The 7,698-nt window shown below is 42.0% G+C and carries 6 protein-coding genes; all 6 read right to left on the reverse strand.

Features of this window, described 5'->3' with window-relative positions:
* Positions 1-510: 510 nt before the first annotated feature.
* A complete protein-coding gene (locus tag WKF69_RS07405) occupies positions 511-2,613 on the reverse strand; it encodes a SurA N-terminal domain-containing protein (RefSeq protein ID WP_340380858.1) in 2,103 nt (700 codons plus the stop codon).
* 144 nt (positions 2,614-2,757) lie between these two features.
* The gene (gene lptC, locus WKF69_RS07410; protein ID WP_340380860.1) at positions 2,758-3,342 is read right to left on the reverse strand and encodes an LPS export ABC transporter periplasmic protein LptC; all 585 of its coding nucleotides are present in this window, start codon (positions 3,340-3,342) and stop codon (positions 2,758-2,760) included.
* 3 nt (positions 3,343-3,345) lie between these two features.
* The gene (locus WKF69_RS07415) at positions 3,346-4,668 is read right to left on the reverse strand and encodes a hypothetical protein (protein WP_340380862.1); all 1,323 of its coding nucleotides are present in this window, start codon (positions 4,666-4,668) and stop codon (positions 3,346-3,348) included.
* The gene (locus WKF69_RS07420; protein ID WP_340380864.1) at positions 4,665-5,399 is read right to left on the reverse strand and encodes a type III pantothenate kinase; all 735 of its coding nucleotides are present in this window, start codon (positions 5,397-5,399) and stop codon (positions 4,665-4,667) included. Before WKF69_RS07420 ends, WKF69_RS07415 begins: the two co-directional genes overlap by 4 nt.
* Positions 5,399-6,091 carry a phosphoribosylformylglycinamidine synthase subunit PurQ gene (purQ, locus tag WKF69_RS07425; RefSeq protein ID WP_340380866.1) on the reverse strand — a complete coding sequence of 231 codons (693 nt, stop codon included), beginning with the start codon at positions 6,089-6,091 and terminating at the stop codon, positions 5,399-5,401. The genes WKF69_RS07420 and purQ overlap by 1 nt, the downstream gene beginning before the upstream one ends.
* Before the next feature lie 289 nt (positions 6,092-6,380).
* The gene (locus WKF69_RS07430; RefSeq protein WP_340380868.1) at positions 6,381-7,358 is read right to left on the reverse strand and encodes a DUF6427 family protein; all 978 of its coding nucleotides are present in this window, start codon (positions 7,356-7,358) and stop codon (positions 6,381-6,383) included.
* Positions 7,359-7,698: the final 340 nt, after the last annotated feature.

The raw sequence follows: 7,698 nt of genomic DNA on the forward strand, positions 1-7,698 counted from the left end.
ATTCGGGGAATTGGGGGATTCCAGCCTTCGCTGGAATCTGAGCCTCTAATAGCCCCGCCTTACTGATTTTTCGTTATAAACTTCAATTCTGGCGAAGGCCAGAATCTCCTCTAATCACCCGATACATTATGTCATTCCAGCGAAAGCTGGAACCTAATTAGTCTAATCCTTAAACAAACAGACATCACGCTAAACTACTCCGATTCTGGCGAAGGCCAGAATCTCCATAATCACCCCTCACGTTATGTCATTCCGGCGAAGGCCGGAACCTAATTAGTTTACTTTGCAACAATGACCCCTCAGTCAGTCCACCCCATGCGAACATCTCACCTTAACGGGGAGCATAATACGTACACACCGCATTTCAGTCCCTGGCACCAGATCTCTGACCGCCGATTTCAGTTCCGACTCAAGATTTCCAATCTCAGTCCTCCCACCTCACTCCTCTATTCAAAGAAAAACCGGAAGCAACAAAGTCACTTCCGGTTACAAAGTTAATGAATTAAGGGCTTAAAAGAACTTAACCCGATTGTCTTTGATATCTGCCTTGTCGCGCAAGATCTTGAACGCTTCTCCTGGTGCACGCTGAACAAGAGACTGAGCCACCTGAACCTTTTGTTTAAACACGTTAGTGAGGGGGGCAGGGTTAGTGAATCCATTCACAACGAAAACGTAGATACCACTTTCGCCTTCAATCACTTCTGATAATTTACCTGGCTGTGACCCAAAGATTGCACCCACCAGTTTATTCTCCTGAGCAATTCCAGGAATTACCGGGTTGGCAAACACTATATTTTGAACCGGAGTAACCGGTCTGCCTGCTTTTTGAGCTACCTGTTCGATTGCAGATGCACCAGCGCGCGCAGCAGTCATCTTTTCAGTAAGCATACGGGCTTTAACCTTATTACGAACCAAAGTTTCAATTTGCTTCTTAACCTGATCAAGCGGAAGAGTTCCTTTCTCAAATACGTCAACAACCGTCGCTACAGCAAACTTGTTCCCCATTTCAAATACCTGCTCTGAAACGTCACCTTTATCAGCGCCGAAAGCCCATCGGATCATCTCCCTTGGATTATCCAGTCCCGGAATAGAAGATTGGGTAGGAACTACATTTTCAGCAATAAGCTTTGAATATCCTGATTTTTGAGCGCCTGCATTAAATGACTCTGCATCTTTCGCTGAACTTAGGAATGCCGTAGCTCTTGAATAGGCTGCCTGTTGAGTTTTACTGCTGCTTGCAAGAGATTTGTCAACTATCGCAACTCTCGCAACTCTTGAGCTGCCTACCTGACCGGTTATCTTAATCACGTGAACACCAAATTGAGTTGTTACTACTTTAAGGTCACCTATGCTCCCACCAAAAACCGACTCTTCGAAAGCCGGGATCATAGCTCCCCTGGCAAATGTTCCCAGCTCTCCGCCTTTATCTTTACTGGCATCAGTACCAAATTTTGCTGCAAGCTCAGTAAAGCTGGCTCCTTTCCTGATAAGCGCCGCCAGAGAATCTGCTTTAGCTTTTGCTTTGTCAACACCGCCTTCTGTAGCCGGATTTATGAGTATATGACTGGCCTTCACCGAATCGGGTTCGGTTTTAAGGTTCAGCACTTTTACCATTTTGTATTGGCCATTGGTAAATATCGGGCCGATAAACGCACCGTTAGAAGAAGCGAAAATAGCAGAATCCATGGCCGCTTCAAGCTGTCCCTTACGAACATAGCTAACCGGCATTTTAGTTTCTGAATTAATACTCACAAAAAGTGAATCGTTTGTAGCAGCTCTGAACTCCGCAGCAGTTTTATCTACAATGGCTTTCGCTTCCATTGTATCTGCCTTAGTTGGATTCGCATCAAAAACTACATATTCAAAATTTCTCGTTTCCTGCTGATTTTTAAAGCGGTACTTATGCTCGTTGTAGTAATCTTTATAATCCTGATCGGTGACCTTCGCCTGATTATCCGGAATTGAAGCATAATCCAGGTTCACGAATTTGAAGTTAGCCAGTTTGTTCCGTTGAGTGTAATCTGCTCTGGCCTCTAGGGAGGTCACATATAAGCTATTCTTAATCAGATTATTATACTTTTGAGCCAGTTTATTCTCACGTATGTTTAGTAAAAAAGAAGTCCACTGAATACTTACAGGGCTTTTAGCATCCTGAGTTTTGATGTTATCCAAAAAGGAATTTAATTGAACCCTGTTAAGTTGGCCCGTTTGAGGATCACCAAAGTTTTGCAGGATCTGTGGATCCGGATTCTTACCAGTAATCAGATCGTTCAGCTCATTTTTGCTAACCTGCAATCCTAACCTGGTTATTTCCTTATCCATCAAAATCTTGGAAACCGACTGGTTCCAGGTATTCTCAATAATATAAGAAGTCATCTGTGGATCCAAATTGCTCTGACCCATTTGTTGTTTGAAGTTATTGGTATTTAATTCCACCTGCTCGTTAAATTTAAGCACCGAAATTGCTTCGCCATCAACTTCACCAACCTCAGTCTGAGCCGAATTCATAATCGATCCGCCCATCTGAACCGCGTCACTCACCAAAAATGCAACTATTGCAAAACCAATCGCTCCAACGATGATAATCCCGGCACGGTTTCGCAAAAAACTCATTATTCCCATATCAATATTCTATTATAATTTTTAAAAGAGGGCGCAAGATACAAATTTTGAATAAAGTTATAAAATAGTTGAGAGTGGAAAGTTGAGAGTGGAGAGCGCCCACTTTCAACTCTCCACTCTCAACTTTCCACTTATTCAAAACCCCTGCTTGTCAGTTAAACTCAAGTCTCCAGAAGCCTGCTGGATCTCGTAATAGGAGAAATCCTGATTAGCCCAGAAATTGTTTCCGAACAGAGTATTTCCCTGCGAGGTAATACTTACAAGAACATTGGAGAAAAACCTTCCTTTTGTTTCATCCCATATTAGTTCTTCAGATTTGAATGTTTGTCCGCGTTCATTTGTGACAACAACATTTCGTTTCAGTTCAACAAGCTTTTCGTTTTCACGCCTGATGGCATAATCTGATCTCACCCGGCTGGTTTCCTGCTGTTGAGTATCATAGAATATAACGGTCACACCTTTTTTCATCTCGATATACGGCTTGTCCGTTTTATAGTGAAGATATTCAGGGGTGATCATTTTTGCCTTAACAAAGCCTGAATCACTGTAAAGCATAGTCACACCTATAGATTTATCCACTGGCACTGAAAGTTTTTTTGCAGATATCTGCTCGACGTCTTTCAGGTTATTCTCACAAGCAGAGAGGAAAATGGTGCATATCAGGAAAAAGACACCGGTTATGCCTGCAGGTGGGCAGGATATAAAACGGTGGGATTTCATGATCTATTCGATATAAGTTTTTTGGAACCACTTATCATTGAGCGTAAACCCAAGATTAATGTTGACATAGTTATCGCGAATTAGATTGTTTTTCTCGCTTCCTCTACGCCCCACTTCGGTTGAAAGATTTATACGATAAAAAGAAGTGCGGTTGCTTGGCAGAGGAAATCCAAAGCCAAATGTAACAGCGTATTGCTTTATATCATTGCCGCCTATATTTATAAAAGTTCTGTCGTACTTCATACCCAGGCGGTAATCCACCAGTTTCCAGTAGTTATTGATCGAACTTGCATCAGGGGTCACCTGACCTCCCAGCGCTATACCATAACTGTCATTCAGGCCTGCATTAACAGAGCCTTCACTATAATCAGACCATTTACTATAGGAAAAGTCCGCACCGAACAACCATGCATTGTTTCTTTCGAATGCGAATCCGGCGGTATGCGTCATTGGCATATTTATTTTGGATTTACGACCCTTTAAATAATACGTGCTGTCAACTACCCCGGTGTCATCACCATTAGCATTTCTCCTATATCTGGTAGTTACGATATCATTTCTCGAATTTATTTTATTACCTGTATTCGCAGCATAACCTAAAATTAGCTTTGTTTTATCATTCACGTTTGCCTCGTATTGCAATCCCAGATCAAAACTGAATCCACTAACAGAGTGCTGATATTGCGTGCGTGAATTAAACGCTGCCAGATCATAACCACCTTTATTGTTTATAGTTGCAGGGACCCGGAAGTCAACAGACCGATTTTCTTTCAAGCTTCCAAAAAGATAACCAATGTTAAAGCCTAAGCTTAAGTTTTTGCCAAGCTTAAATCCATAACCAGCGTATGCTTTTGAGACACCGCCTTCTCCGCCATAAACATATTCAACATTATTAGTATCGAGCTTACCGGTATTCTTAAACTGGTAGCCCAGGTCGCTGTATGGTACTAAGCCGAAGCTAAGTGCTGAAGATCTGCTAACCGGGATCCCGAAGTTTATATGACTTAAAGTAGAATTGAACTGGCTTTTACCGTTAGTTCCGGCTTTACTAAGGCTTCTCAAATCCATGGATGCCCCTACTTCAAATGTAGTCAGAGAGAGGGTTGAGTAAGAAGCCGGGTTTGCCATATTTATATTATCGTAAACACCGGGTTTACGAATTCCCATGCTTATTCCCCCCATGCCTCTCGTTTGGGGTAAAAGAGATCCCTTTAAGTCGCCCAAACCGAATTGTGAATACGGTGAGCTTGAGGTGGTTTGCGCTGTAGCGGATACACTGGCAGCAAGAAGGGTTATAAAAAATATATTTTTGAAAATCTTTATCATTGTTGATTAATAACTTCATTTAAACCAATAAGTACCAAATCAGGCTCGGTTTTCAAAGTGTGCGCAAAGATGCTATTTTTCAGCCTAGTATCAAAAAAATTCGCATCCCCTCCGCACAGTATTACCCGAAGCTCAGAATACTGAGCTCTATACTGCTCAATAAATCCAGCCATCTCTAAAAAGGTTCCATTCACTACTCCCGACAGCATTGATGTCCCGGTATTATTTCCTTCGGATCCATCGAAATCGTCCAGCGGGATTAGGGGTAACCGACCAGTGAGTTCATGCATCGCACGAAGCCTCATGTTTAGCCCCGGAGAAATGCTCCCGCCCTTATAGACATTATCATTATCGATCGCATCATAGGTTATGCATGTACCCAAGTCGATCACCAGACAATTTTCCCCAGGATATAAAGCTTTCGCTCCAATCACTCCGGCAAGTCGGTCCAAGCCAAGAGTTTCAGGGGATTTGTACTGATTATTTATATTCGTATTCAAGGCAGCGGAAAACCGGATGTAAACCGTTTGCTCAATAAGCACATTTTCTAACCTCTCAATCCCATCTCTAACTGATGAAATAATACTTTGTTGTATGCTGTTCTCTTTTAAATAATCTCTAAGCTTTTCCTCAGTGAGATCTTCAAGGACATCATTCTTAACGAGTTTATGATCATCAAAAATAGCAATCTTTGTACGGGAGTTACCAATATCAATAACCAGATGCGACATTAAGCACTGACGATATTTAAAATAGACTCGAAGATCCCAAGCCCGTCCTGATTACCCAATATTGGATCTGCAGCACGTTCCGGATGTGGCATCAGCCCAAAAACATTTCGGTTTACATTACAAACACCTGCAATATTATTTAGAGATCCATTTGGATTTGAAGCCGCGGAAACATTTCCATTTTCATCACAGTAATGAAACAGCACCTGATCATTATCCTGAATTTTCTTTAAAGCATCCGCATCAGCAAAATAATTACCCTCGCCGTGAGCGATCGGAATTTTTAGTGCCTTATCGGGATCCAATAAGGAGGTCATTAAACTATTGGTGGTTGCTGGCTTAAGATAAACATTCCTGCAAATGAACTTCCTGCTGGTATTGTGAAGCAGCGCCCCTGGCACTAATCCTGCCTCAGCCAGGATCTGAAAACCATTACATATTCCTAAAACATACCCCCCCTTATTAGCGAATTGTATGATCTCCTGCATTAAAGGAGAATATTTAGCAATAGCGCCTGAACGAAGGTAATCGCCGAAAGAAAAACCACCAGGTAATACTACAAAATCAACGCCCTGCAAATTATGATCTTTATGCCACAAGCGAACCACTTCCTGGCCCATTACCTGTTCTAGAACATAAATAATATCTTCATCACAGTTCGATCCAGGGAAAATTACAGCTCCGAATTTCATTATTTGACTATTTTGTTTAGCTCCGGCACAAACTCTTAACCCGTACCGGTTTATGCTACAAATCTATTTAAATTTTGAGACTGCTAAGGCTTTTTAGTGTTAAAAAAGGTTAAAAGGTTGCTTCGCTGCGCCTGCCTACCGCAGGCAGGCTCGCAAAGACAACAGAGCACGAACAAGAGAAGGCCGAAATATTAATCCAAGAAGTCAACTGGTAGTTTGCTGCGCTCGCAAGGACAACATGGCTAATCCAAATTCGCAATCGCGTGTCCTTGCGAGCGCAGCGAAGCAACTAGAAAATCTGAAAGTAGATAATCCCCCCAACAAGGATGAGATACATACTTTCATAGAGCCACCGTTTTCCTGCATGTAAAAAGTAATAGGCCATTAGTACCGCGGCCGGTGGAGCGCACAAAAGGAAATGATATAACCTTAGGTCTTGCTTCAAATAAAAGGATACAAGACCGATGACGAACATGAAAAATAACAGCTGGAATGATTTGCGGAGGTGGACCACGCTTCGGAAGAAGTTCGTTTGGAGCTGAAAAAACCCAAGGATTAGTATGACGACTACCGGAATTAGAACAAGAGTATCATAGAGGTTGATACGCAGGTTAGTTGGGAATTTAGAAGCAAGAGGCAACCAGATCCTGTAAAACTGATCAAGTGAATCATTCCAGTAGTAGAATACTCCCAGAAAGAAGAAAATAGTTATGAAACCGGTTATAACCGCAAGCCACTCCCTCCAGTTAAAGGGCCTGAATATAATGAGGCTGATCCAAAGAAGCGGCAGCATAGCAATAAACGGAAAATATATCAGTGTACCCAACGCAACCATCATACCCAGATCATACATTACCGACCGTACCTCATCCCGTTTATAGATGCTGAGAAACTTCTCCATCATCCACAGTAAAAGAAAATTGCAGAACAGAGCCGGGCTTAGTATCAAAAAGGGTATAAATAAACTCCCGGCGGAAACATATACCAAAGCCGGCAGGTAAGTGGACTTTCCAAGAAGGTTATATGAATTGATGATCCTGTTGAAAATGAGTGACTGGACCAAAAGCAGGAAAGCAGCCAGGTAAATATTAGTCAGGGCTGGAAAGCTATTCTCAGGTATTGGAACCAATAGCTTCGCAAACGGCTCAATGAAATCGACACTGACCTGATCAGGCAAGTGTATGAAGATACCTGATCTCAGTAAAAGCGTAATCCCCGTAAGAAAAATAATATTAACAGGATTGATACTGCGGAACTGCTTAATCATACATCAGATGACATTTGCCACAATATTAAGATAAAAGCTTGATAAGTGGAAAGTTGAAGGTGGAGAGTGGAGAGTTTTTATCGCAGGAATTTGGTTCAGCCCTTATGATGTTAACGTCGAAGAAGAGGAAGTTTAATCAAGTGGAGAGTGGAGAGTGTCCACAAAGCTTCAAAGTTTCAAAGCATTGAAAATGGAAAGCCTGTCTGCCGTCAGGCAGGCTAAAAAACGCTGGCAGGTATCCGATATGCCACTGTCAACTCTTAATTCTGAACTCTCAACTTCTTCCTGACTCGTCCTTAATTAGGTTGACAGTTTTTATAAAGATAAATACATTTATTGT

The sequence above is a fragment of the Daejeonella sp. genome, assembly GCF_037719425.1.
Classification (GTDB): domain Bacteria; phylum Bacteroidota; class Bacteroidia; order Sphingobacteriales; family Sphingobacteriaceae; genus Daejeonella.

What these genes read in the sequence shown, in the direction of transcription:
- WKF69_RS07405 (WP_340380858.1), bottom strand. Translation starts at nt 2,613, where the DNA reads ATGAGTTTTTTGCGAAACCGTGCCGGGATTATCATCGTTGGAGCGATT.
- lptC (WP_340380860.1), bottom strand. Translation starts at nt 3,342, where the DNA reads ATGAAATCCCACCGTTTTATATCCTGCCCACCTGCAGGCATAACCGGT.
- WKF69_RS07415 (WP_340380862.1), bottom strand. Translation starts at nt 4,668, where the DNA reads ATGATAAAGATTTTCAAAAATATATTTTTTATAACCCTTCTTGCTGCC.
- WKF69_RS07420 (WP_340380864.1), bottom strand. Translation starts at nt 5,399, where the DNA reads ATGTCGCATCTGGTTATTGATATTGGTAACTCCCGTACAAAGATTGCT.
- purQ (WP_340380866.1), bottom strand. Translation starts at nt 6,091, where the DNA reads ATGAAATTCGGAGCTGTAATTTTCCCTGGATCGAACTGTGATGAAGAT.
- WKF69_RS07430 (WP_340380868.1), bottom strand. Translation starts at nt 7,358, where the DNA reads ATGATTAAGCAGTTCCGCAGTATCAATCCTGTTAATATTATTTTTCTT.